Genomic DNA, 22,216 nt, shown 5'->3' on the forward strand with positions numbered 1-22,216 from the left:
GCAAACAGCTCCAAAATCGCCCTTTTCTCCGAAATAACCAGTGATTTCACTGGCTATTACGTTACTGCCGCCCCATTTTTGCGAAATAGCCAATAAATCATGGCTTATTTTGCAAAGCGCCCGAACGTCTGCGCCAGCTGCGTGTAGAACGCCGCCGCCTGTTCCACCTGCGCGACCGACACCCATTCCTCGCGCGAGTGCGCCTGCGCGATCGAGCCGGGGCCGTACACGATGCTCGGCACGCCCTGGAAGTGCGCGAGCTTGCTCGCGTCGCTGCCGTACGGCACGCCGAGCACCTCGCCCGGCAGCCCGAGCGCCGCCGCCGCCCGGCGCGCCGCCGACACAACCGCCGCGTCCCCCGGCGTGTCGAGCGCCCAGTCGAGCAGCAGCCGCTCGACCGACACCTTCAGCGCCCCGCCGCATTCGCCGGCCGCATAAGCTTGCAGCTCGCGCTCGAACTCCGCGAGCACCACGTCGGGCAACTCGCCGGGAATCAGCCGGCGATCCACTTCGATCGTGCACGACTCCGGCACGATGTTGATTTGTTTGCCGCCGCGAATCGTGCCGACGGCGATCGTCGGCGAGCCGACGCGCGGATCGCGCTTCAGCGCCAGCTGCGGCTCGACCCGCTCGCGGATGAAGCGCAGCACCTGCATCATCTGGTAAATCGCGCTGTCGCCTTCGTGCGGCACCGACGTATGCGCCGCCCGGCCGTGCGTATGCACGGCGAAGCGCGCGCAGCCCTTGCTCGCGGCGACGATGCCGAGCTCCGTCGGCTCGCCGATGACGGCGCCGGCGAGCGGCATGCCGAGCTCGAGGAAGGCGAGAATGCCGCGGTACGCATGCTCCTCGTCGACGGCGGCGAGCAGCACAAGATCGCCGCCGGCCAAGTCCGGCCGGCGCGCGCACGTTTCAATCGCGTGGATCATGCCGGCAAGCGAGCCTTTCGTGTCGCAGGCGCCGCGCGCATACAGCCGCCCGTCCCGGTAGACCGGCGTCAGCGGATCGTCCATCGAGCCGAGCGACACCGTGTCCATGTGCGCCTCGAACAGCAAGGCGCGGTCCGGCTTGCCGACCCGCAGCTCCACGATGACATTGTCGCGGCCGGGCAGCACCGGCTGGCGCGTCACCCTCACGCCCGGCAAGCCGCCAAGCCGGCGCGCGACATAGTCGGCCACGCCGCCTTCGCCGGCGGCGCCGTCCCCGTAGTGCGGGTTCACGCTTTGTATTTTTACCAAATCTTCCAAAATATTTAAGGCGGTTAACGAACCGCTCGAGCTTTCGATCGTCACGGCTGCCTCTCTCCCTTACTCTTTTACGCCTCCGATGACCATGCCTTTGACAAAATATTTCTGCAGGAACGGGTACAAAATCAAAATCGGCAGCGCACCGAGCAAAATTTGCGACGCCTTGATCGTACGGTCGGAAATTTGCTCCATCTGGCGCAGCTCCTCCATGCCGACCGACGTATAATCGCGCGTAATCATCGTTTGCAAATAGCTTTGCAGCGGATAGTTCGCCGGCGAATTCATCAGGATCAGCCCGTCGAACCACGCATTCCAGTGGCTGACGACGGTCAGCAGCGTAATCGTCGCCAGCGCCGGCACGGACAGCGGCACATAGATGCGCAGAAGCGACGTCCATTGGTTCGCGCCGTCGATGAAGGCGGCTTCTTCCAGCTCCTTCGGCAGCGTGCGGAAGAAGTTGAGCAGCAGCACAACGCTGAATACCGGGACCGCGCCCGGCAACACGAGCGCCCAGATCGAATCGAGCAGCCCGGTCGCGCGCACGACCGAATAGAACGGCACGAGGCCGCCGCTGAACAGAATGGTCAGCACGAAGAACCACGCGTAAAACGAACGCGAACGAAAAATGGCCACGTCCTTGGAAAGCGGGTACGCAATCAACACGACGAGCGCCATGCTGAGCGGCGTTCCGATCAGCTCGCGCTGCAGCGTCATCCACAGCGAGCGGAAAAACTCTTTTTTGGCGGCGACGTATTCGTACGACTTGAGATTGAACTCGACCGGCCACAGCTTGACTTCCCCCGCCGATGCGGCAGCGTTCGAGCTGAACGAAATCGCCAGCACGTGGATCAGGGGAAGCAAACACATTACGGCCAGCAGGATTAAAAAAACGTAGTTGCAAACGAGGAACGCTTTCCTCGGCCAAGAAGGCGTAACGACCATGCGGCTGCACTCCCCTTTCTAGATAACCCCACAAAGTGGTGCTTTTGCTTCGAAGCTTATTCAGGTACTTTGCGGGGGCCCCGGAAACTTATACATTCTTTATATACTAGAAGATCCGGTAGCGGGCGAACTTATAGGCAAGCCAATAGGCGGTCGAGATGAACAGGAACGACACGACCGACTTGAACAGGCCGACGGCGGTAGCCGGGCCGTATTGCGCTTCGAGCAGCCCCATCCGGTACACGTACGTGTCGATGATGTCGCCGCTGGCGTAAACTTGCGGGCTGTACAGGTTGAACACCTGCTCGAACCCGGCGTTCAGCACGTTGCCGAGACTCAGCGTCGTCATCAGCACGATGATCGGCGCCATGCCGGGCAGCGTGATGTGCCACGTCTGGCGCAGCCGGCCGGCGCCGTCCATGACGGCCGCCTCGTACAGCGACGGATTGATCCCGGTAAGCGCCGCCAAATAAATAATCGTGCTGAAGCCGAATTCCTTCCATTCGTGCGAAATGACAAGCGTATACGGAAACCAGGCATTGTTGCCGAGAAAATAGATCGGCTCGATGCCGATCCACTGAAGCGCATGATTCACAATCCCGTTCGCCGGCGACAAAATGTCGATCAGCACCCCGCCCAGAATGACCCAGGACAGGAAGTGGGGCAAATAAATGACCGTCTGAATCGTCCGCTTGACCACTTCGCGCGCAATTTCGTTCAGCAGCAGCGCGATGCCGATCGGCACGACGAGGCCGGAGACGATCTTCATCCCGGCGATGGCAATCGTGTTGCGCAGCACGGTCAGCGTATCGGGAATGCTCCAGATATAGCGGAAGTTTTTCAGCCCGACCCACTGCGAATCGAAGAAGCCTTTGGCCGGAATAAATTTCTGAAACGCGATCACGATGCCGAACATCGGGCCGTAGCAATAGATGAGCACGAGCAGAAAGCCGGGCAGAATCATCAGATGCAGCGGGATGTTGATCCTGATTTTGCGCAAGTGGGTTCCCTCCGTTCGGTCCGCGCGAGCCGCAAGGCAGAAGGGGAGGTCGCCCTCCCCGCCCGTCATTTGTTTTTGGCGTACCAGTCGTTGACTTCCTTCGTGATGTCAGTGCCGCCCTGCTTTTTCCAATTGTCCACGAACTTGTCGAACTCGTCGACGCTTGCTTCGCCGAGCACGATTTTCGTAAAAATTTCGGTTTGCATTTTCGCCAGGTTGGCGCCTTTTTCGACCATGCTAGGCAGCGGTGCGGTAATGAACTCGTTGCTCAAATACTGCTGCTTGTTGCGATAGTCAAGCTCGATGGCGGCCGATCCGCCCTTGTTGAAGATCGCGTTCCAATACCAGAAGTTTTTGTCGCCCTTCAAATATTTCTGCACGTTGTCGAAGGCGCCCTTGTCGTCCGGCGTCAGCGCGCTCGTATCGTTCGTTTCCAGCGCCTTGGAGACGCGCACCGCCTCGTCGGTATTTTTGAACGGCTTGTAGGCGGCGATTTTGTTCATGATGTAAATTTCCTGGTTCGTTTCCTTGTCGTTGTTGTATTCGTAGTGCACGTCCATCGATTTGTTCAAATAGAAGGTGTTCAGCCAGAAGTCGAGCATTTTCAAAATCGCTTCCGGATGCTCGTAGCCTTTGCGCACGACCCAGTAGCCGTTGATGCCGAGGCTGACTTGGCTGAGCGCCGGTTTGGCGTCGGCCGAAACGACCGGGTACGCCTTCCAGTCCATCGCCGCGTCTTTGACGACGCCCGCCTGGAACGCCAGCACGTCGAACGGCGACTGGTACGTCATGCCGATTTTGCCGGCCGTCAGCATTTCGCCGACCTTGGCCTTCGCCTTCGTGCCGAATTCCGGATCGATTTGCCCGCCTTTATACATTTCTTGCAGCTTCTTCAACGCCGTCTTCATTTCCGGTTGAATCGTGCTGTAGACGAGCTGATTCGAAGCGTCCTTCACCCAAATATCGAGATTCGCATGATAGCCGTTCAGGAAGCCGTTCAGCCCTGCCGTACCGTTCACCAGCGTGGCGAAATCCTTATCCACGGCAAGCCCGTATGTGTCGGCCTTGCCGTTGCCGTCGGGATCCTTGGTTGCGAACGCCTCGCTCATCTTGAGCACGTCGTCCATCGTCTTCGGCTCCGGCAAATTCAGCTTCTTGCGCCAGTCCTCGCGCACCCACAATACCGGCGCGCGCTCCTTCGGACCGCCGGTGAACGGAATCGCCATCAGCTTGCCGCCGATCGTCGCCGACTTCATCGGCTCCGGACCGCCTTCGGTCAGCAGTTGCTTGACCCCTTCGGAGGCGTTCTTGTTGTAGGCGTCGGTCAGGTCGGCGATCAGTCCCGCATCGAGCAACTGCTTGAACTGTGTCGGGTTCACTTTGAAAAAGTCGGGCAAATCGCCGGATGAAATCGTCAGGTTGATCTTCTGGTCGAGCTGCGCCGTCGGCACCTGCCACAGCGTCTTCACTTTGATGCCGTATTCCTTCTCGTAAGCGCGCGTCCACGGATTGTTGTCGACCGTGTCTCCATTCTTGTATTTGACGGAAGCCGGTTCTTCTCCTGCCGTCGTAATCGTGATCGGCGGGTTATACTTCGCGGGAGCCTGGCCGGTCCCTGCGCCCGTCGCGGACGGAGCCGCCGATTGTTTGCCCGGCGATTGCGTCGCGCTGCCGCTTTCCTTGTCCCCGCTTTTGCTGCACCCCGCCATTACGGCAGTAACCAGCAGCGCGCCGGCTGCGAGCGTTGCCATTGAACGTTTCATTGATGCGCGTCCTCCTCTGGAATCGTTCTGAACCGCTGCATTGTTCCCGCTTTGCTTTGCCTTGTCCTCCACTGTTCTGCAATGCCCACGCATTGCCTTGCTTCGTTTCGCCTGATACCCACCCGTATGTTCCCAGCACGATCAAATTATGTTTTTTTGTAACACCACCCTTTATTTTACATTTCCAAAGCCAGCATGCTGTATATGGATTGGATTAATCCCGTTAAAGAGGCGCCGCCGGGGCGGCGCGCGTCAAAAGGCAGGGAACGCCGCGCTGTCGCCGTCGACGGCGCCGAGCTCGGCAAACTCGCGATACGACCGATGCACGTGCATGCGAATCACGCGTTCCCCATTGTCAGGGTCGCGCGCCAGCAGCGCATCGATCAGCTCCTTGTGCTGTTCGACTTCCTTCAGCTTCGTCGACTCGCGGCCGAGGATGCGGTTGACCAGGGCGATCTGGAACGAAATCGACTCGTACGTGGCGATCAGCCGCTGATGGCGCGAGAGGTTGACGATCGTCTGGTGAATGTGCGACGAATCCGGCAGCAGCGTCCGCACGGCGTCATCGTAGCATTTCACTTTCATCTGCATATAAAATTGCTCCAGCTCGGCGACTTCCTTCGGCGACGCGTGCTGGATCGCCAGCCGCATCGCCAGCCCTTCGAGCATGGCCCGGATCGAATAAATCTCAAACACGTCCTGCGGCGTCATCGTCTTGACGACCGGCCCCTTGTTCGGCACGAGCGTGATGATGCCTTCGCCGGACAGCCGCTGCAGCGCTTCGCGGATCGGCGTCTGGCTGATGCCGAGTTCCTTGGCCAGCTTCGTTTCGATGATGCGGTCGCCAGGCTTGATTTCTCCATCGATAATTTTTTCTTTTATAAGAGCCATGATATCTTCGCTCATGTTCGTTTTTTTGACGATCATTGTTGCTCGACGCTCCGTTTCGCTTCGCTTGTTTAGATTATAGATTATATATAATATGGCCTTTTCTTTTTGTCAACGAATTTTTATTGGCGAAAAGTGTTGATTTATCTGTTGTTTCGCTATTATAGATTATATATAATATAGACGTTACGTCGAACTATGATGGAGGAACCATGGAAATCGCCCATCGGATTCATTTGATCGGCGGCGGCAAAAACGGCATGCAGCTGACCCACGAGCTCGACTGCAACGTTTATGCGATCCATTGCGGCGCATCCTGCGTGCTCGTCGACGCCGGCGCGGGCGTGGCGCCGGAGCGAATCGTGTCCCGGCTCGAAGCGGACGGCATCCCGCCGGAACGGGTGTCGCACCTGCTGCTGACGCATATCCATGCCGACCATGCCGGCGGCGCCGCTTATTTGCGCGACCGATTCGGCTGGTCGGTCGTCGCCTCGGCCGAAGCCGCTCCCTGGCTCGCAAGCGGCGACACCGACAAGTCGAGCGTGCGCCAGGCAATGGCCGCCGGCCTGTATCCAGCCGATTACCGCTACGCGCCATGCCCCGTCGACATTCGTGTGGCCGACGGCGATACGCTGGCGGTAGGCGAACTGCGCTTCCGCGTGCTGGAGACGCCCGGGCATGCGCGCGGGCATGTTTGTTATTTATTGGAGGAAGACGGCGTTAAGAGCCTGTTCGCCGGAGACGCGCTGTTCGCGGGCGGCAAAATTTATTTGCAGCACACCTGGGACTGCCACATCCAGGACCACGCCGCCTCGATCGCCCGGCTGCACGCGCTTCGCATAGACCGGCTGTTCGCCGGACACGGCCCGTTTCTGCTGGAGGACGCCTGGCAGCATGCGGCCAAGGCCCATCGCGCTTTCGAACGGCTGGACCTGCCGCCGAACTTGTGACGGCTTGGCGAACAGCGCCGTTTGTCGAAACATCGAACGATCAGCTTGGCAATACATGGACTGTGAGATGAAAGGAGCGCCACTTCGTGCAATCATTAATTCCAAAATCGGATTTTATCGGCCTGGAAGACGCCGTCTGGTTCTACAGCGGCGCGGAAACGCCGCCGCATGTCGGCTGCGCGGGCGCGTTGAACGACTACATCGCGTCCCGCGCCCTGGGGCCTCGCGGACGCGAGCGCAACGCGGCGACGGAACGGAGCTGCAAGCGGCAAATCGGAGAAATGATCGGCGCGCGGGAAGAGGACATTGCGATTCTGTCCAACTCGTCGGAAATCATTTCGATGATCTCGCTGTCGCTGGGCCTGGAGGCCGGCGACAATGTCGTCATCAACACGCTGGAGTTTCCGTCCGGCGTTCTGCCATGGCTGGCGCTGCGCGAGCGCGGCGTTGAAGTGCGCGTCGTGCGCGACCGCGACTGGGAAGTCGCCGTTGCCGACATTATGTCGCAAGTGGACGCCCGTACGCGGCTTGTTGTCACGAGCCATGTCAGCTATATTTCCGGCGCCCGGCTCGACCCGCAGGCGCTTTACGAGCAGTTGCAGCCTACCGGCGCCTTGCTGCTGCTCGATGCGACGCAGTCGCTCGGAGTCGTGCCGGTGCGGCTCGCCGACGCGGATTTTATTGTCTGCAGCTCTTACAAGTGGCTGCTGTCGGTGCACGGCTACGGGCTGCTGGCGGTCAATCCGCGCCGGGTCGGCGACTTCCGCCCGTGCAGCGCCGGTTGGCGCAGCGTCTCGGACATGTTCAGCCCGAACCGCTTCGAGTCATACACGCTGCAGCCGGACGCGCGACGGTTCGAGCTCGGTTATCCGAGCTATCCGTCATTATACACGCTGGCGTTTTCGTCGCGGCTCTTGCTCGATGTCGGCATCGAGCGCATCGAAGCGCATGTCGCCGCGCTCGGCACTTATTTGATCGAACGCCTGCAAGCGCTCGGCTTCGCAATCATGACGCCGGTCGATCCGGCGAAGCGGGCGGGCAACATTTCCATCGCCTATCCGGGCGACGCGGAAGCGTTCGCCGCCCGGCTGCTGGACCGGGGCATCTACGTCTGGGGCGGCGACGGCCGGTTCCGCGTCTCGATCCATCTGTTCAATGACAGCGGCGACATCGACCGGCTGCTGGAAACGCTGCCGGCTTGCATGGAGCCGGATCGGCAAGGAGGCGGCGCCTGATGGCCGGGGGCGGCATGAATGCCTTGAGTTGGACCGCGCCGCAGGAGATGGCGTGGATTCGCACGGACATCCCCTCGCCGGCAGCCGGCGAGGCGCTCATTCGCGTGGAGGCCGTAGGCATCTGCGGCTCGGAGATCGAAGGCTATCTCGGCCACAACAGCCTGCGCGTACCGCCGCTGGTGATGGGCCACGAGTTTTGCGGCGTTGTCGAGCGGCTCGGCTCCGGCGTCGATGCGCTTGTTGCGGAGCATAGCGACGGCGAGTCGCCGCCGCTTCGGGTCGGCGCGCGGGTCGTCGTCAATCCGCTGCTGTTCTGCGGCGATTGCGGCCTGTGCCGCAAAGGGCTGACGCAGCTGTGCCGGTCGCGCCGCATCGTCGGCATCCACCGCCCCGGCGCGTTCGGGCAGTACGTGTGCGTGCCGTTGTCCGCCATCGTCCCGGTGCCGGACGCGCTGAGCCCGTTCCGCGCGGCGCTGGCGGAGCCGCTCGCCTGCTCGCTGCGCGCGGCCAAACGGGCGATGCAGCGGCATCGCTTCCCGCACGTCGTCGTGTTCGGCGCCGGAGGCATCGGCTTGCTGTGCGGAATGACGGCCCGCCTGCTCGGCGCAGCGACGCTCACCGTCGTCGACACGAACCGGGCGCGCCTGGATATGGCGCTGCGGGCCGGCTTCGACGCCGCGATTCACCCGGGCGAAGCCGATGTCGCGGCGGAAGTCGTCCGGCTGCACGGGAGCGAAGGCGTCGACGTCGTGTTCGATGCCGCCGGCTTCCAGCCGACTCGCGAGACGGCGCTGCGGCTCGTGAACCCGGGAGGCACGCTGATGAACGTCGGCCTCGGCATCGACGAAACGAACATGCGCGTCAATCACGCGATCCGCAGCGAAATCGACATCCTCGGCTCGTTCTGCTACACGCGCCAGGATTTTCACGAGGCGGTCGGGCTGCTCGCCGCCGGCCGCGTGCGCGAAACCGGCTGGACCGAAATCCGGCCGCTCGCGGAAGGCGCCGTGGCGTTCGCCGACCTTGTCGAAGGCCGCGTTACCAGCGGCAAGATTTTGCTGGAGGCGTGACGACTCGCGCCGTTTGAACCAATGCTTGCATGACGGGATGGGGCGGCGGCTGTTCCTGCTCCCGAACGGATGTCATCATTACCGTCACGGTCGCCACAACCGAACAAGATCGCAAAAGCCGTCAGGGGAACCCCTTGACGGCTGCCTTTTGTGGAAGCGTCCGGAGTCGCTGCCGAAGGATTGGATCGATTGGCGAGAACGGATGGATGCAGAGATTATAGATGATTTTTCGCATATAATTTCGAAAATGAGGCTAAAATCGCGAATTATGTATGAAATTTCGCATATAATTGCTGGAATTGGCAGGATCACCCGTCATTTTATATGATTTTTCGCATATCATTTCGTGCGCCCCGCAGATTCCAGAAGTGATAAACAGTTAATCGACAGCCTCTTTATAGGGGCTATTTTGAAGAAGCTGTCCTGCTCATGGCCGTTCGACAGGACGTGCTGGCATACCCATCACAATCCGCTTGGTCGGTTCAGCTGCAGCGCCCGGTAAATGGTCACCGCCGCCGCCGCTCTCATTCGATCTTAACTTTATCATTGTCGAACAAACATGTATACGGGTTCCATATATGGAAGTGTAAAAATGCCAAAACAGCGGTCGTCCCGGACTCGGGTAATCGAGTCCAAGGCCGCCGCTGCTTGTGAAAGCGAAAGCTCCCTGTTTATCGTTCCTGACAAATGTTTATATCCCCAGCTGATGCCCCCGCTCCAGCCGCTGGATTTGTTTCTCGCCTTCTTCGGCCAGGTCGCGGAACTGTTCGATCGTATCGCGCATCTGCGGCAGCGCCTCCTGCTTGAATGTGCTGATCGAATCCAGCGCTTCCAATACGTCGGAAAACGCCTGCTTCAGCGTATCGACCGATACACTCGATTGCAGCGCCTGCTTGTGGATCTCGGCTCCCTGGTTTTTCAGCATGCGCGACGTGCCGGCGATCAGCTCGTTCGTCGTTTGGTTAAGCAGCTCGATCTTTTTCAGCACAATCTTCTGGTTGTACAAAGCGCTGGCGACGGTGACGGAAATTTTCAGCGCCGATATCGTGACGTTTTTCGCCCGGTCGACGCCGCGGATCAGCTCTTTGTTGTTGCGGATAACCACTTCGATGGCGACGATCCCCTGCTGGTTCACGACGAGCATCTGCTGCAGATCCATCAGCCGCTGGCGCAGCGGGAACAACACTTCCTCGGTGATGAAGCGGATTTTGTCCGGATCCTCGTTGCGCACCTTGGCTTGCTCCACCTGGGACTCGATGGTCTGATCCATCAGCACCCCGAGCTCGATTTCCTTCTGCAGCTTCTTCGTCAGGTCGCGCAGCGCCATCTGCTCGATTTCGAGCGTGGTATTGTCGTTTTTGAGCGTCGATTTGCCTTTGTCGAGCGATACGATGATGTCGGCGATCATTTCGTCGGCCCGCTGGTACTTCAGGAAGTAGGCGCGCAGCGGGTTAAACAGCTTGCCGAGAAAACCGGTCTTCGTAAAGTCGATCAGGCTCGGGTCCAAATCCTTCAGCTGGGTATGAAGCTCGGCCAACCCTCTGGCCACCTGGCCGCCTTCGTCGCCGGTTTTCGACAGCTTGCCGACCGTCACCTGCAGCAACGCATTTTTGTCCGAGGACGACCGCATCGTTTTCATCCCGAACGTGTCGATCGATTGCAAAATTTCCCTGCGCTTGTCAAGCGAATCGAGATCGAGAGACATGATGGCCGCCACGTTGGCGTCCGCGGCTTCTTTCAGCTTCGCGACTTCTTCGGGGACCGGCTTCACTTCCTGCTCGATCGCCGCCTTGATCGTCTCCTGGCTGGGCACTTCCATTGAAAACGACATGTGGTTCCTCCTTCGGGCCGCACCGCTTCCGGGTGCCGGCGAATGTTACATCTGGACGTTGAACAGGTTGCTGATTTTGTAGACGACATCGTCGGTGTCGGCATTGATGCTCGCTGCCTCGTTGATGCTCGAAATGCTCTGCAGCGCTTTGATGTTGGCGTTATATCCGACGGTGTAGATCGGAATTTTATAAGTGCCGATCAATTTCTCTACTTGCTTGAGCGTGTAGCCCACATTCGTTTCGCCGTCGCTGAGGACGAAGATGATCGGCTTGACGCCGGGATTCGCGGCCATGTCGTCCTGCAGCATCTTCAGCGCAACGACGATGCCGTCGAACGTGGCCGTGTTGCCGCCCGCCTGCAGCCTGTTGATGGCGCCGACGAACAGCGACTGCTGGGTCGTGTCGTAGGTGCCGATCGGCAGGTCGATCGATACGTCGCTCGAATAGGAGACGAGCCCGATCCGGTTGTCCTTGCCGAGGTACTTCTGCCCCTTCAGCAGCGACTCCTTCAGCCGCTTGAGCGGTTCGCCCGCCATGCTTCCGGATACGTCCGCGACGAACACGGCCGACATCGTTTTGCTGCCGTTCTTTTTGTCCTTCCACAGCTTCTGGGCCGCCATGAGCAGGTCGCCGCCCGCCGTAGCCAAATCCGACTTGTAGTCGTCCAAATTATTGAAGCCTTTGTCCTTCGCCGCCTTCTGGTATTTGTCCTGGGCGACGAACTCGGCGAATTTCTTCACGATGGCGAGCTTATCCGCGGACAAATCGCCCAGCGCATAGAGCGGGCTGTCGTGGCGGGCGCCGAACGGCGTAAACACGTAGCCGCCTTTCAAATCCTCGGCATTGGTGTACGTTTGATACTCCAGCACGAACGCGTCCAGCATGCCCGATTTCGCCGCGTCGCGCATCTGGATCGTCGTCGACGCGATAAACGGCACGTTGGTCTGGAACCGCTCGAACGCTTGCACGGCTTTGTCGCCGAGCAGGTTGGCGCTGTCGAACGTATGCAGCGCGGTGACCAGGAAGTTCAGGCCCGTCGAGCTTGCGAACGGGTCGGTGTAGCCCATCGCCAAATCGTTGTTCGCCACCGCTTCGGCAACCGTTTTGGCATTGACCGCTCCGTACTTGGCGACAAGCGCGTCATATTTCGCTTTGGCGATCACGATGCCGGGCACGTTGCCGGCCAGCCGATCGGCGACCTTCTCCACCTTGACGCCGCTGGCCTTGACCATCTCGCCCCACAGCTCGTTCGACGGCGTGAACGCATCCGGCACATACTTGCCGGAGCGGATATAGTCCGTCGCCGTGCCGGAAGCGATATTGCGCACCTTGACGGATGCCGGCTTCCCGGCTACTTCCGGTTTCGTTTTGTTGAATTCGGTCGCGACGTCCGTCAGCCAACCGTCGACGCCGCTGCCCGATTTTTCCGTGGAGGAGAAAATTTCAATGAAGGAATCGGTCGTATTGGGGACCGTGACCGGGAATTTCTCGATATCCGGCAGCGAGTCCGCCACATTGGCCGGGTTCAGGTCGATCTGCCCTTTAACGGGCTGCGCCGTCGTCGCCGCAATATTGGCGTAATAGCTGTTCAGCAGTTTATTGGCGTCTGCAATCGCAATCTCCTTCTCCGTTTTGCCGTTGTTCGACGTCAATTTAACGCCGGCGTATACGAGTCCGAACACGACAACCAGCGAAATTCCGGCAAACAGGAGAAATTTTCCCGCTCTTCCCATACCATTTCACCTCATCTTACGATTTATATAATTTGGTCTGTTTGATCAGCGCGTCGATCTCCTGCAGACACGGCATGCTCTCCAGTTCTCCCGGCTCGATGCTGTCCAGGCGGGACAATTCCAGCAGCAGCTTATCCAGCTTCAGCAGCATTTCCTCGTTCGCGCCAAGCGAGCTTTTGACGAAGGCGATGTAGTCGCCGTAAACGCTCCGCTTCTCGTTCTGCAGCGCCGTGGAGAAGGCGGGAGCCGAAGCGTTCATGACGCGCAGGTACTCCGCTTCGTCGAACACTTGCAGCCGGTTCAGGATACTGCGAATATTCAGGAAAAACAGCTTCTCCACCTCGCCGGCGACGGAAACGAACTTCCTGTAGCTCAGCTCCGTGCGCTCGAACCGCTGGTCGAGCACCTCGATCAGCGTATCCCGCTTCTTCTGCAGCCGGTCGATTTGCTCCAGCGAAAGCGCGATGTCGCCCGACAACGTGCGGACGCCGCGAAATTGCTGCAGCGCGGCGATGTAATCGTCGCGGGTAACGATTTGTTTGACCGGCAGCGGCGCCGCATGGCGCGGTTTAAACAGCCAGACGTAGCCAAAATAAAGCAGCGCCATCGCACCCGCCAGCAGCAGCGTTATTCCGAGCGCGGTTTGAAACGCGTCTCCGCCGATAACGATCCCGAGAAAGGCGGGCGAAAGCGCGATAATATCGACCGCCACGATTGCCAGCGCCAGCGCGAGCCACTTGATGAATCTGGTCGTCACTTGCGATTCCCCCTCTGCCTGCATTACGGTTGACGCGCCTTCCGCGTTTCATCCCGCCGCCGCAGGCGACCAGTCGCTTCCATATTTTACGGACCCCGAACTATAATTCGACAACAGACGCCGATTACCTTCCGGGAACGGGCGACTTTTCCCGCAACCGCTCGCAGGCAAACGCCAAGGCTGCCATTTTTTTCGCAAATTGGGCATCCTATAATCGCATGTTCCGTTCCAAGGCCGTTCCGGCCCGCAACGTCACGATTCCGATGCTACAGGTGGACTGATGAATCAACAAGGCAATTCGATCTCCTTTCTGCAAATGGCGATGGTCTTCATGATGTGCATGGGGCTGATGAATCACGTGATCGTCATCCCGCTGCTGCTGAGCGCGGCCGAACGGGACGCCTGGCTGGCCGTGATCGCCGCCGCCGCCGTTTATGTCGTCTGGATTCCGGTCGTCGGCTACATCCTGCGGGGCATGAACGGCGAGCGGTTCGTCCCGTGGCTTGCGGGGGTGTACGGCCCGTTCGTCGCCCGCTTGATCGGCGCAACCGCGGCCTTCTATCTCTTCTTCTTCGGCGGCATCACGCTGAAGGATACGACGCTGTGGACGATCAGCTCTTACTTGCCCCAGACGCCCGCACTCGTAATCGCCAGTGCCGGGATGCTGCTCATCGGCTGCGCGGCGGTTGCCGGGCTGCGGCCGATTGCGATTACCGCCGGCATCCTGCTGCCTTTCGTCATCCTGTTCGGCTTCTTCGTCATGTCGGCCAATATCGAGCACAAGCGATATGAGTTGCTGCTGCCGATCCTCGAGAACGGCTACCGGCCGGTGATCCATGGCATACTGTACGTCGGCGGCGGCTTTCTAGAGCTGCTGGTGATCGTCTTCCTGCAGCAGCACTTGTCAACCAAAGTGAAAACATGGCAATTGATCGTGCTCGGCATGATCATCGCCGGCTTGACGATCGGCCCGACCATGGGCTCCATCGCCGAATTCGGGCCGTTCGAAGCAGCGAAGCAGCGGTACCCGGCCTATGAGCAGTGGCGCATGGTCAAAATCGGCAAATATATCGAGCACCTGGATTTCCTCTCGATTTATCAATGGCTGACCGGCGCCTTCATCCGGATTTCCGTCGCCGTGTTTGCGATCGCCGATCTGATCTGCCTCCGCTCGCCGCGGCGCAGAATTGTGCTTATTGTCGCTATATGCGCCTTGATGATTGTCTATACGCTCTATCCTTACGACGATGTGCTTTTTGTGCGGTTTATGTATCGCGTTTATTTTCCGGCGACGAGCTGCTATTTGGTCGGCCTGTCGCTGGCGCTTGCCGTTGCGGCCTGGATCGCGATGCGAAGGCGGAGGAAAGGAGAGAAGGCCTCATGAACATTTCGAAGCTGTTCCATTCCTGGCGGGGATCCCGCCATATGCCGCAAGCCCGGGAGGCTTTGGCGGAGACGGAGGGGCGCACGGAGCAGCCGGACGAAGCGGCGCCGTTTGCCGATGCAGGAGCTGGCCCGGACTCGCCCGGCTGGGACGAATCCTCGTTCCGCGGCCTGTTCCGGCTGTGCCAGGACGTCAAAATCAAGCCGTTCCGGTTCGGCGACGAGTCGGACAAGCAGGAAGTGCTGCTCGTCTACTGCGAAGGGCTGACCGACAGCAAAAAAATGATCGACCAGGTCGTGCTCCCCGGTCTGCAAACGTTGTTCGACAAGTGCGGCTTTCGTTCCGTCGAAGATATCGAAGCGGCCCGCACGATGCAGATGGCCGAGCTGCGCGTCAATCCGGACGAAGAAAGCATCGAGACGCGCATCGCCGACCGCGTGTTCGACGGAGGATTGCTGCTCTATTTTCAGCCGCTCCGGGCGTTGTTCGTGCTGAACATTTCCAACCGGCCGGAGCGGAGTCCGGAGGAAGCGAACACCGAGGTGTCGATCCGCGGTCCCAAAGACGGCTTCGTCGAAGACTTGTCCGTCAACGCGGCCCTGATTCGCAAACGGATGCGCACGCCGTCGCTTGCCTACGAACAATTCGTCGCGGGCGAGCGGACCCGGACAAAAATCGGCCTCATGTACGTGTACGACATCGCCCGCGGCGACGTGATCCAGGAAGCGCGCGAGCGGCTGCGCAACATTCGGATCGACGGCATCATCAGCACGACGCAGTTGGAAGAGATCATCGCCGATTCCTCCTATTCGCTGCTGCCGCTGCTCGGCTATACGGGCAGGCCGGACTTCGCCGTGCAATGCTTGCTGAGCGGCAGGTTCATCATCCTTGTGGACGGCAACCCGTCGGCCACTATCGCCCCGGCCAATTTGCTGCTGCTGCTGAAATCGCCGGAGGACGCACATTTTACGTACCTGTCGTCGTCGTTCGGCCAAGTGCTGCGGCTGTGCGGCCTGCTGCTGTCGCTGCTGCTTCCCGGCTTCTGGGTTTCGCTCGTGACGTTCCATCAGGACCAGCTACCGTTCCAGCTGCTGGCGACGATCACGCTGTCGCGCATCGGCCTGCCCTTGTCCGGTCCGCTCGAAATGTTCCTGGTCATCGCCATGCTGGAAATATTCCGCGAAGCGGGCGTGCGGCTGCCTTCCGCCATCGGCAACACGCTGACGGTCGTCGGCGGACTCATTATCGGCGACGCGGCGATTCGCGCGGGTTTGATCTCGCCTTCACTCGTCGTCGTAACGGCATTGACCGCCGTGGCGGGCTCCACGCTCGTTTCCCAGGCGCTCAGCGGCATTGTCAGCGTGCTGCGCATCGTCATCTTTTTAGTATCGTCAGCGCTTGGGCTTTACGGCTTCCTGCTTTGCACCATGGGACTGACCTTGTATCTGTCCACACTGCGTTCGTTCGGCGTCCCGTACCTGGCGCCGCTGTCGCCGCCGTCTTTTGCCGATATGGCCCGAACGCTGCTGCGGCTGCCCTGGGTGGTCCGCAAACGACGGCCGGATATGCTGCGCACGAAGGACGCCACGAAGATGGGGAGGAAACACCCGTGACCCTGTGGCGACTCCGTTTCCGCCGGCTGGCGCTCGCGGCCGTATTGGCTGCCGTTGCCGTGCCGGCGGGAGGATGCTGGAGCAGCAAGGAAATTCAGAACATTAACTACTTGTCCGCGATTGGCGTCGATTATGTCAACGACCGGTACGTGGTGTATGGGCAAATGATCGATTTCGGTCATGTCGCCAAACAGGAGGGCGCCGCGCTGCAAGGCCCGCCATCCATCTGGATCGGCAAAGGAGAAGGCAAGACGCTGAATGGCGCCGTGAACGAAGTGTACCGGACGTCGCAGCAGCAAACGTATTGGGCGCATGTGACCGCCATCGTTTTCAGCAGGCGCTTGCTTGCGCACGGCACGAGCGAAATGCTCGACCTGTTGAACCGCTACCGGGAAATTCGCTACAACATTTGGGCCTTTGCGACGGACCGCTCCATCGAGGAGCTGTTCAGCATAACGCCGTTTTTCAAATTATCGCCGCTCTCGTCGATCCTGCACGAGCCCGAGGATGAGTACAAACAGCGGTCGTACATTCGCCCGATGTACATGTACCAGTATATGGCCGATGTCAAGGAGCCCGCGGCAACGGCTTTCCTGCCTTCGCTTTCGACATCGCCCGCAGCCTGGACGGAGAACAAAAAACCGCACAAGCTGTTAAGAATCGACGGGGTGTATTATATGCGCCATTTCCAACTGATTGCGAAGCTGGAAGAGGAGCAGTTGGACGGCTTGCGCTGGCTCGATCCGCATACGGCAAGAACGCCGCTGACGCTCGCCGAAGACGGCGAACCGGTGGCGGTAATGGTGGCCGAGCAGCCCAAGGCGCGCGTGCGCACCTTCGTCCAGGACGGGCGTTTCTACGCGGACTGCGCGATCAAGGTGAAGCTTGGCTTGAGCGAGTTGGTGGAGGCGGAAACGAAGGATCGGCTGAAGGCGCTGGCGATCCAAACCATCGAAGCGGAGGTGCGCCGCACGTACCGGGAAGGGGTGGCCATAGGCGCCGACGTTTACCAGCTCGGCTGGCGGCTGCACCGCTCCAAGCCGAAGCTGTGGCACCAGCTCAGCGACAAAGACGCTTTTTTCCTGCGGGACGATTCGCTGCGATCTCTCAAAGTCGACGTCGACCTCGTCTACACGGGCAAGTACAAGCTGCAGTTGGAGTAAGGTTGATGCGACTGGGGCTGGGGCGAAATAGGCCATAAAACATGGCCTATTTCGCCATCTCCTTACTGTTCTGCGTAAGCGGGCCCCCGCTCCTTCACTGCGGTTTACTGCGCATTCAATCGACAAAACAACGAAAGCGTTCATCAAATCGGGAAGGGATAAACCGGATCGCCTGGTATTCGGCAGCTTGCCGGATGTAGAACGGGTCCTTGCGGATCGTTTCCCAAAGCTGCTCTTCATCGTCTCCCGATGCAAGAATGACTCCGCCTGTACGCGGTTCTTTCCTCCCGGAGCAAATAAAAGCACCTTGCTCGTATTGTTCGTCCATATACTGGAAATGCGCTTCCTTCCATTCATCAATCACCTCGAGAGGCTTGCAATAATGCAGCAAAATCACAAACATTCCCTCACGTCCTTCCGCCAATTCTATTCCAGTCGATACAATGCTTTGGCATTTTCATAGAAAATTTTGGATCTCGCGGCTTTCGGCATCCTGTTCCATATCATCGTAGGCGAGTCGAAATCCCAATGCGGATAATCGCTCGAAAACATAAGTATGTTCTCCGCATCGATCATATTGAGCAGCGTAGTCAGTTGGCTTGCATCATCCGGCTCCTCGATCGGTTGCGTCGTAAAATAAACACTGTCGCGGATATACTGGCTTGGCAGCTTTTTCAACCACGGCGCCAGATGACGAAGCCCCTTATAGTTCTTGTCCAATCGCCACATCACATGAGGCAGCCAGGTGACTCCTCCTTCTGTCAATACAAACTTCAGCCCGGGATATTTCACCATCACCCCTTCGCATACCAGACTGACCAGCTGAGCCATAAAATTTTGCGATAAACATGTATGCCACTGAAGATAGTTGGAGGGATATCCCGCAGAGGTTGGAGCGCCGCTCGCTCCTCCCCCTTCCGAACCGGGATGAATCGCAATCGGCAACCCGTTTCGCTCGGCTGCCTCGTAAATCGGGTGATAAAATCGTTGGCCGAGAGGCATCGCGGAAGCACTGGCCATAATGACCTGGACAATGTCAGGATGTGAGCCCAAGCGATCGATTTCTTTGGCGGCAAGCTGCGGGTCTTGCGTGGTTACCACCAAGGAGCCTTTAAATTTTTTATTGCTGCGCAGCCACACCTCAACCAAATAGTCATTGTAGGCCGAAGCGAGTGCGGCAGCATAATCCGGGTCGGGGTTAACCGACAGATGCATAATATCGTCGCCCGTAAGGATCGCATACTCCATCTGATATTCCTCGATCAGCTGTTTGTACAAGTAATCGGGGCTGGATCCCGGCTTGCCGCCATTCGGGGGAACGGCATCCTTGCGCATGACGCCTATGGGGGAGGTGTAAGTAAATCCGACATGGATGCCGAGCGACGCCACCCGGCTTTTCCACGGCTCTTTCAGGTAAGGGACAAGATCGGTATAGTGATTGAACTGATTGTGCACATCGCAGTCAATCACCTTGGTTAATGGGCTCATCATGCGCGCTCCTTCATTGCCTTGATGGCTATATTTTACCGTGCCGCTGCCGTATACTGACAGTAAGGAAACTTCTGTTTTTCTGATGATTCTACGATTCGGGATGAAGGGGAACTAAAGCTTGCTGACGATTCGCTCCGTGTTTCACGACTATAATATCGGGGAAGATTGGCACATTCCCGCGGGAAACGTTCAGTATCAAATTTTGCTGCTGGTTACGCAAGGGGAATTGGTTTACAGCATGGAGAAAGAGCAGCTGCATCTGAAGAAGGGAGACATCCTGTTCATTAAACCCGGAACGCTGCGAAGCGCCTGGAGAAGTCCAAGCCGCCCGCATGAGATGTATTCGGTTCACTTCACGTGCCGCCAGGGTGAACTGTCGCAATGGTTACAGGATATCCAAAGAGGTGGATACCAAAAACTGTGCACTTCGCATTACTATCATCTGAAACAGCAATTTTCCAACCTCATCCAACAATGGACCTCCAAACAGAGCTATTATGATCTTTATTGCAGCGGCACCTTGCTTCAAATGATGTCCATGATCGGCCGGGAATACGAACGCCAGCATCATCCTTCGCGAAAAGTAAAGCTCGTCGATCAACTGCAGGAATATTTGCAACAGCATTATCGCTCAAGCTTAAAAGTTGAAGACTTGTCCCGCATCGTGGAGCGTACGCCCAACTATGTCAGCACTATCTTCAAAGAAGTCGTCGGCTACACGCCGCTGGAATATATGCATCGCCTTCGCATTTCCGAAGCTCAGGATCTGTTGTTGAATACGCAAATGACAATCGCTGCAATAGCAGACTATCTGGGATACTGCGACCAGTCCTATTTCGGGTATATGTACAAGAAGCTCACCGGCGCAATGCCTTCTTCCTTTGCATACGTCAGGAAAGGAAGGTAAACCGTCTTTGTGCCCAAAAGTTCCGTTCACCGCCAATAGCAAAAAGGAGCAGTTGCCGTGGCAGCGCTGCTCCTTCTTTTTATCAACGAATCGGGATACACCGACCTCAATACGCCCTTACAAACTGCACATCCGCCACGCGGAACGAAAATTTCGGATACGCCTCCAGGCGGTCCAGCTTGGCCGTAAACGGGACATCGTCATTGGGCTGGACGCCGGAGACGGCTGCCGCTGCGCTGGCTAACACATTGCCTTGGTCGTCGATCGCTTGCAGCGTGAACGTAAACCCGCCATAACCTTCATACTGCGGCAAGCGCTCCACATAGATCCGCCCGGTCACCGTACGGTCGCTGCCGGAAATGACTTTCGGGAATACATGAATGAATCCGTTGTCGCCGGTTGCCTTGTTCGGATTCAAGATGCCGTCGTCATTATGCAGGACCCAGGCGTCGCCCATCCACGTGGGGATTTGCAGCCACGTATTCCCCCAGTCATCACGCACCTTGCCTTTGGCATGTACGGTTTGCGGCGCAAGCCGGCTCTGCAGGCTTTGCAGGTTCGGGTAGGCGTATATATCAGTGGGTTCCGTCAGCGCAATGTCCGCATCCGTCGGCTCCACGACAGCCGGCTGGGAGTAACGGGGCGACACCCAGCCCGTCTTGCCCTCGCCGGCGACCACTTTGTAGAAATCCCCGTAAAGCGCGATTGCCTTTAACGTCTGGGGAGCGATCGTCTCGGCATAGGAAACGTACGGCTGGTTACTCGGAGCCGTAAATAACGATGCTTCCCCTTGCAATGTAACCGTCTCGTAGGTCGCTTTGGTCACCCCTTCGATGACGAGGTTGTTGCTTGGCGTGAACCACTTGTCGCCGAGCCAGGTGTCAAGCAGCCAGGTCGGCAACTGCAGGTGACGGTAAAAGATGCCTTTTGTATGAACGATTTGACTGGCAAGCGTAGCGCCCGTGTACCCGTACTCCGGCTCGTTGTACAGCGGCATTTCGCCGGTTACGTCGAGAAACGTGTCTTTCGGCTCCAGCCACCCGATTTCGTGGGAATCGATGTGCACCCACTGGTCGCCAAGCCAGCTCGTATGGATTTTGACCCATTTCTTCTCGCCGTAGAAGGGATTGTACCAGTTGGCTTCCGCAAAGGCCGTTGCCACGTCCTGCGGGGCTAACGAAGCCCAGGACGGCGACGATTCGTCCGCCGACGCGTACAGCTTCGTTTCATGAAGCAGCGTAATCGTCTTGGGCAAACTCGGCCCCCACTCCTCCGCCAGCGCAACAGGCGCGCAAGTCGCGAGCACAACGAACCCCAATAAGCCCATCGCCGTTTTTTTCATCCCATGATCGCCTCCGGTACGTTTCCACGCATGAGGGAGCAGCAGCGTATGCGTCGCCATCATAAAGCCATTTCGCTCCCAACCACGTAGACGCCGGCAAGGACGCAAAAGTTGCTGTTGGCGTTACGCCGATCCGGGCAGATTGAGGCGAATAGCAGTGAAATCATGGGCTATTTCGTGGCGATTGCCCATTTTTGACGAAATAGGCAATAAAAGATGGCTTATTTCGCCAAGCGCCGTTTACTCGAGCTTGCGGCGGACTTGGACAGGCTGGCTTTACAACACGCCTTGCTTTCGATTACGCTTGTACCGAAGAAATACTGGCGACGCGGGGGAAACGACTTGCTCGCGCGAGGAGGAACAAACCGATGTTGAACAAAACGATGCTGGTTGGGGATGTCATGCATGAGTGGGCGGGGACGCGGCGACTGTTGGCCAGCTTGCCGGACGAGCAGTTCGGTTGGCGGCCGCACGCGAAGTCGCATACGTTAGGGGAATTGGCGACGCACGTCGTCAATTTGTTGAATTGGCAGCTGGGTATTCTTCGCGCCCCGGGAATCGATCTGGCGATCGCTTCTTCCCGCAGAACGGCATTAACCAGCCGCCATGCGCTGCTGGACGAATTCGACACGAATATCCGCGAGCTCGAGCAAGCGCTGGATGCTGTCGACGATGAGGCGTTGGCTTCGGACTGGACGCTTCGTCGCGGCGATACGATCATGGCCGTTCAGCCGAAGGCGTTGGCATTCCGCACGATGGGCATGAGCCACATGGTGCACCATCGCGCGCAGCTCGGCGTGTATTTGCGTCTGCTCGACCTACCGGTCCCCGGCGTCTACGGCCCAACCGCCGACGAACTCGGCAAGTAGCGAGCTGCATATAAGCCCGTCGGCATGTCC

The 22,216-nt window shown here is 58.5% G+C and carries 19 protein-coding genes; 8 read left to right on the forward strand and 11 right to left on the reverse strand.

What is annotated here, in order from left to right:
- Window positions 1-104: 104 nt before the first annotated feature.
- The 5 genes from EXY20_RS04585 to EXY20_RS04605 form a co-directional block, all read right to left on the reverse strand.
- The gene (locus tag EXY20_RS04585; protein ID WP_135548139.1) at window positions 105-1,292 is read right to left on the reverse strand and encodes a M20/M25/M40 family metallo-hydrolase; all 1,188 of its coding nucleotides are present in this window, start codon (window positions 1,290-1,292) and stop codon (window positions 105-107) included.
- A 15-nt stretch (window positions 1,293-1,307) separates the two neighbouring features.
- Window positions 1,308-2,189, reverse strand: coding sequence for a carbohydrate ABC transporter permease (locus tag EXY20_RS04590; protein WP_135548141.1), 882 nt, complete (start codon window positions 2,187-2,189; stop codon window positions 1,308-1,310).
- 106 nt (window positions 2,190-2,295) lie between these two features.
- Entirely contained in the window at window positions 2,296-3,153 is an 858-nt protein-coding gene (locus tag EXY20_RS04595) for an ABC transporter permease (protein WP_235885367.1), read from the reverse strand.
- 101 nt (window positions 3,154-3,254) lie between these two features.
- The gene (locus EXY20_RS04600) at window positions 3,255-4,952 is read right to left on the reverse strand and encodes an extracellular solute-binding protein (RefSeq protein WP_167858988.1); all 1,698 of its coding nucleotides are present in this window, start codon (window positions 4,950-4,952) and stop codon (window positions 3,255-3,257) included.
- 252 nt (window positions 4,953-5,204) lie between these two features.
- Window positions 5,205-5,879: a GntR family transcriptional regulator gene (locus EXY20_RS04605; RefSeq protein WP_135548147.1), complete on the reverse strand. Its 675-nt coding sequence runs from the start codon at window positions 5,877-5,879 to the stop codon at window positions 5,205-5,207.
- 173 nt (window positions 5,880-6,052) lie between these two features.
- On the opposite strand from EXY20_RS04605, the gene EXY20_RS04610 reads away from it, so the two are divergent.
- The 3 genes from EXY20_RS04610 to EXY20_RS04620 all read left to right on the forward strand — a co-directional run bounded on the left by EXY20_RS04610 (window position 6,053) and on the right by EXY20_RS04620 (window position 9,095).
- Entirely contained in the window at window positions 6,053-6,790 is a 738-nt protein-coding gene (locus tag EXY20_RS04610) for an MBL fold metallo-hydrolase (protein WP_135548149.1), read from the forward strand.
- An 86-nt stretch (window positions 6,791-6,876) separates the two neighbouring features.
- A complete protein-coding gene (locus EXY20_RS04615) occupies window positions 6,877-8,025 on the forward strand; it encodes an aminotransferase class V-fold PLP-dependent enzyme (RefSeq protein WP_135548151.1) in 1,149 nt (382 codons plus the stop codon).
- Window positions 8,025-9,095, forward strand: coding sequence for a zinc-dependent alcohol dehydrogenase (locus tag EXY20_RS04620; RefSeq protein WP_235885350.1), 1,071 nt, complete (start codon window positions 8,025-8,027; stop codon window positions 9,093-9,095). The genes EXY20_RS04615 and EXY20_RS04620 overlap by 1 nt, the downstream gene beginning before the upstream one ends.
- A 691-nt stretch (window positions 9,096-9,786) precedes the next feature.
- Here EXY20_RS04620 and EXY20_RS04625 read toward each other — a convergent pair.
- From EXY20_RS04625 to EXY20_RS04635, 3 genes are read right to left on the reverse strand one after another with little or no spacing between them, the layout of a single operon-like run.
- Window positions 9,787-10,926: a toxic anion resistance protein gene (locus EXY20_RS04625; protein WP_135548153.1), complete on the reverse strand. Its 1,140-nt coding sequence runs from the start codon at window positions 10,924-10,926 to the stop codon at window positions 9,787-9,789.
- Window positions 10,927-10,971: 45 nt separating this feature from the next.
- Entirely contained in the window at window positions 10,972-12,660 is a 1,689-nt protein-coding gene (locus tag EXY20_RS04630; protein WP_135548155.1) for a vWA domain-containing protein, read from the reverse strand.
- A gap of 16 nt (window positions 12,661-12,676) precedes the next feature.
- Window positions 12,677-13,417: a hypothetical protein gene (locus tag EXY20_RS04635; protein WP_135548157.1), complete on the reverse strand. Its 741-nt coding sequence runs from the start codon at window positions 13,415-13,417 to the stop codon at window positions 12,677-12,679.
- Between the two features lie 280 nt (window positions 13,418-13,697).
- Between EXY20_RS04635 and EXY20_RS04640 the strand changes: the two genes are divergently transcribed.
- From EXY20_RS04640 to EXY20_RS04650, 3 genes are read left to right on the forward strand one after another with little or no spacing between them, the layout of a single operon-like run.
- On the forward strand, window positions 13,698-14,801 hold the full coding sequence (locus tag EXY20_RS04640) for a GerAB/ArcD/ProY family transporter (protein WP_135548159.1): 1,104 nt from the start codon (window positions 13,698-13,700) through the stop codon (window positions 14,799-14,801).
- On the forward strand, window positions 14,798-16,414 hold the full coding sequence (locus EXY20_RS04645; RefSeq protein ID WP_235885351.1) for a spore germination protein: 1,617 nt from the start codon (window positions 14,798-14,800) through the stop codon (window positions 16,412-16,414). The genes EXY20_RS04640 and EXY20_RS04645 overlap by 4 nt, the downstream gene beginning before the upstream one ends.
- On the forward strand, window positions 16,411-17,577 hold the full coding sequence (locus EXY20_RS04650; RefSeq protein WP_167858989.1) for a Ger(x)C family spore germination protein: 1,167 nt from the start codon (window positions 16,411-16,413) through the stop codon (window positions 17,575-17,577). The genes EXY20_RS04645 and EXY20_RS04650 overlap by 4 nt, the downstream gene beginning before the upstream one ends.
- 115 nt (window positions 17,578-17,692) lie before the next feature.
- Here the strand turns inward: EXY20_RS04650 and EXY20_RS04655 are convergent, their stop codons facing one another.
- Together EXY20_RS04655 and EXY20_RS04660 are read right to left on the reverse strand one after the other, a co-directional pair.
- The gene (locus EXY20_RS04655; RefSeq protein WP_207671220.1) at window positions 17,693-18,001 is read right to left on the reverse strand and encodes a YciI family protein; all 309 of its coding nucleotides are present in this window, start codon (window positions 17,999-18,001) and stop codon (window positions 17,693-17,695) included.
- A gap of 2 nt (window positions 18,002-18,003) precedes the next feature.
- Window positions 18,004-19,065, reverse strand: a complete 1,062-nt coding sequence (locus EXY20_RS04660; RefSeq protein ID WP_135548164.1) for an amidohydrolase family protein — start codon at window positions 19,063-19,065, stop codon at window positions 18,004-18,006.
- 121 nt (window positions 19,066-19,186) lie between these two features.
- Here EXY20_RS04660 and EXY20_RS04665 point away from each other — a divergent pair, with 121 nt between their 5' ends.
- Complete coding sequence (locus tag EXY20_RS04665; protein ID WP_135548166.1) at window positions 19,187-19,975, forward strand: helix-turn-helix domain-containing protein; 789 nt, start codon at window positions 19,187-19,189, stop codon at window positions 19,973-19,975.
- Window positions 19,976-20,081: 106 nt separating this feature from the next.
- Here EXY20_RS04665 and EXY20_RS04670 read toward each other — a convergent pair whose 3' ends face one another.
- On the reverse strand, window positions 20,082-21,380 hold the full coding sequence (locus tag EXY20_RS04670; RefSeq protein ID WP_135548168.1) for a hypothetical protein: 1,299 nt from the start codon (window positions 21,378-21,380) through the stop codon (window positions 20,082-20,084).
- 305 nt (window positions 21,381-21,685) lie between these two features.
- Between EXY20_RS04670 and EXY20_RS04675 the strand changes: the two genes are divergently transcribed.
- Window positions 21,686-22,186 carry a DinB family protein gene (locus EXY20_RS04675; RefSeq protein ID WP_407944890.1) on the forward strand — a complete coding sequence of 167 codons (501 nt, stop codon included), beginning with the start codon at window positions 21,686-21,688 and terminating at the stop codon, window positions 22,184-22,186.
- Window positions 22,187-22,216 lie beyond the last annotated feature (30 nt).

Origin of the sequence: Paenibacillus cymbidii (assembly GCF_004764705.1) — a bacterium.
Taxonomy (GTDB): domain Bacteria; phylum Bacillota; class Bacilli; order Paenibacillales; family NBRC-103111; genus Paenibacillus_AN; species Paenibacillus_AN cymbidii.

Coding starts and splice junctions, on each gene's coding strand:
- EXY20_RS04590 (WP_135548141.1), bottom strand. CDS start 2,189: ATGGTCGTTACGCCTTCTTGGCCGAGGAAAGCGTTCCTCGTTTGCAAC.
- EXY20_RS04595 (WP_235885367.1), bottom strand. CDS start 3,153: ATGATTCTGCCCGGCTTTCTGCTCGTGCTCATCTATTGCTACGGCCCG.
- EXY20_RS04600 (WP_167858988.1), bottom strand. CDS start 4,952: ATGAAACGTTCAATGGCAACGCTCGCAGCCGGCGCGCTGCTGGTTACT.
- EXY20_RS04605 (WP_135548147.1), bottom strand. CDS start 5,879: ATGATCGTCAAAAAAACGAACATGAGCGAAGATATCATGGCTCTTATA.
- EXY20_RS04610 (WP_135548149.1), top strand. CDS start 6,053: ATGGAAATCGCCCATCGGATTCATTTGATCGGCGGCGGCAAAAACGGC.
- EXY20_RS04620 (WP_235885350.1), top strand. CDS start 8,025: ATGGCCGGGGGCGGCATGAATGCCTTGAGTTGGACCGCGCCGCAGGAG.
- EXY20_RS04625 (WP_135548153.1), bottom strand. CDS start 10,926: ATGTCGTTTTCAATGGAAGTGCCCAGCCAGGAGACGATCAAGGCGGCG.
- EXY20_RS04630 (WP_135548155.1), bottom strand. CDS start 12,660: ATGGGAAGAGCGGGAAAATTTCTCCTGTTTGCCGGAATTTCGCTGGTT.
- EXY20_RS04640 (WP_135548159.1), top strand. CDS start 13,698: ATGAATCAACAAGGCAATTCGATCTCCTTTCTGCAAATGGCGATGGTC.
- EXY20_RS04645 (WP_235885351.1), top strand. CDS start 14,798: ATGAACATTTCGAAGCTGTTCCATTCCTGGCGGGGATCCCGCCATATG.
- EXY20_RS04660 (WP_135548164.1), bottom strand. CDS start 19,065: ATGAGCCCATTAACCAAGGTGATTGACTGCGATGTGCACAATCAGTTC.
- EXY20_RS04670 (WP_135548168.1), bottom strand. CDS start 21,380: ATGATGGCGACGCATACGCTGCTGCTCCCTCATGCGTGGAAACGTACC.
- EXY20_RS04675 (WP_407944890.1), top strand. CDS start 21,686: ATGTTGAACAAAACGATGCTGGTTGGGGATGTCATGCATGAGTGGGCG.